We start from the raw sequence: 2,384 nt of genomic DNA on the forward strand, positions 1-2,384 counted from the left end.
TGGCTATATCTTTATTATCACCAGTAAGCATTACTATTTTTTTAATACCCATAGACTTTAATCTTTTTATAGCAGCAATAGAATCATCTTTTATCTCATCTGAAATTATAATGCTACCAACATATTTATTATCTATAGCTACATATATTATAGAACCAATATTTTCTCCTTTATTATAGGATATTTTCTCACTATCCATAAGCTTTGAATTACCAGCTAGGACATATTTTCCTTTTACCTTAGCTTTAATACCCTTCCCAGCTATTTCTTCTACATCTTCGATATCTTTTTTGTTTACTTCTTTACCATAAGCTTTTAGTATAGATATTGCAATTGGATGATTAGAATAGCCTTCAACATATGCAGCGTACTCTAATAATTCTTCTTCGTTTATATCACCCTGTGCATGCATTTGTGTAACCTTAAATACTCCTTTGGTTAGTGTTCCCGTCTTATCGAAAACCACCATTTCAACGCTATTAAGTGCCTCCAAGTAGTTTCCACCTTTAACCAAAATACCATTTTTAGATGCACCACCTATTCCTCCAAAGAATCCTAATGGAATAGATATTACTAAAGCACAAGGACAAGATACTACTAAAAATACAAGTGCTCTATATATCCACTGAGTGAAAGTAGCACCAGGTATTAAAAGTGGTGGTATCAAAGCAAGTACAACTGCACTTATAACTACAATGGGAGTATAATATCTTGCAAACTTAGTTATAAAGTTTTCAGTTGGTGCTTTTTTACTACTAGCATTTTTAACTAAATCTAATATTTTTGCGAGTGCTGATTCCCCAAATTCTTTTTTTACCTCTATAGTAAGTAACCCATTTTTATTTATACAGCCTGCTAATATCTCATCGCAAGGCTCAACTTCTCTTGGAACTGATTCACCAGTTAAGGCGGATGAATCTACTAATGAATTTCCTTCTATAATAGTACCATCTAAAGGTACTTTTTCTCCCGGCTTTACAATTATAATATCGCCAATGTGTACCTCATCCGGATCGACTTTTACTATCTCATCATTAATTTTCTTATTAGCATAATCCGGCCTTATATCCATAAGTGCAGATATAGACTTTGTAGACTTATTTACGGCCATCTCCTGAAAAAATTCACCTACTTGATAAAAAAGCATAACTCCAACGCCTTCTGGAAATTGTCCTATAGAAAACGCCCCCACTGTTGCAAGTGCCATCAAGAAATTTTCATCAAAAACTTCTCCTCTTAATATATTTTTTATGGCAACCATTAGTACTTCTCCACCAATTAGTAAATAACTTATAAGATATAAGGAAAATTCAAACCAGTAATCTAATTTTAATATAACTGCTATAAGGAAAATTGTAACCCCTACACAAAAGCGCATAAGTTTATTTTTATCATTTCCCGCATCCTCGCTAGCATGGCCCTGATCATGACTATGATTATGTGAATGTCCCTCATGTTTATCACTTTCTATAAACTTAACATCAGGTTCTATTCTCTTAACTATTTTTTTTGCTTCATCTATGACTTTTAATATTTTATCTTCGCTTTGAAATTGAATCACTAAATTTTTATTAATAAAGTTTATACTTGCATCTGATACTCCATCTAGTTTTTTACATTGAGTTTCAATTTTATTTGCACAATTGACGCAGCATAGACCCTCTAAAATGAATTCTCTCTTTATTATAGTCTCCATTTCCTCGCCTCGCTTTCAAAGTTTTTAGTTTCCTCTATTTAATTTCCTCTATATAATTAATTTTTCTTTATGTAATAGAATATTATCTAAGTTCTTTTATGTGTATAAGTCCTTGATCAAATATTTGTTTAACATGCTGGTCATCCAAAGAATAATAGACAACCTTACCATCACGTCTGTATTTAACAAGTCTAGCATTTTTAAGTACACGCAATTGATGTGAAATGGCTGATTGAGTCATAATAAGAAGAGCTGCTATATCACAAACACACATTTCAGTTTCGAAAAGCACACAAAGAATTTTAATTCTTGTACTGTCTCCAAAAACCTTAAAAAGTTCTGCAAGGTCAGATAAAGTCTCTGCAGGTGGTATTAGTCTTCTTACTTTTTCTATTTTATCTTCATGAACAGTTGCACATTGGCAAAATTCTATATCTTTTTCCATCAATATTCCTCCTTCATGTGAACATATGAATCATTGTTCATACATTCATTATATGATACCCAACAAGACTTGTCAACATTCCCTTGAAATATTTTTTTCATTTGGTAATTCGCTAAGAATTAAAATCAATCCACAAATGAATCCCTTGGGGACACTTAATAAGTTAAGCATTATTAACCCTGATAACCATTAGACCAGCTAGTTAAAGTCAACTATTTATTTTAAAATTGTTTATAGTTATTT

2 protein-coding genes are annotated in these 2,384 nt (G+C 31.6%); both read right to left on the reverse strand.

What is annotated here, in order from left to right; all coding sequences use genetic code 11:
• Window positions 1-1,696 (reverse strand): heavy metal translocating P-type ATPase (locus Q0649_RS08630; protein ID WP_298840279.1); only part of this gene is annotated, 1,696 nt, incomplete at its 3' end.
• A gap of 82 nt (window positions 1,697-1,778) precedes the next feature.
• A complete protein-coding gene (locus tag Q0649_RS08635; protein ID WP_298840282.1) occupies window positions 1,779-2,141 on the reverse strand; it encodes a metalloregulator ArsR/SmtB family transcription factor in 363 nt (120 codons plus the stop codon).
• Window positions 2,142-2,384 lie beyond the last annotated feature (243 nt).

It is taken from the genome of uncultured Clostridium sp., assembly GCF_937920395.1.
GTDB lineage: Bacteria > Bacillota > Clostridia > Clostridiales > Clostridiaceae > Clostridium_AD.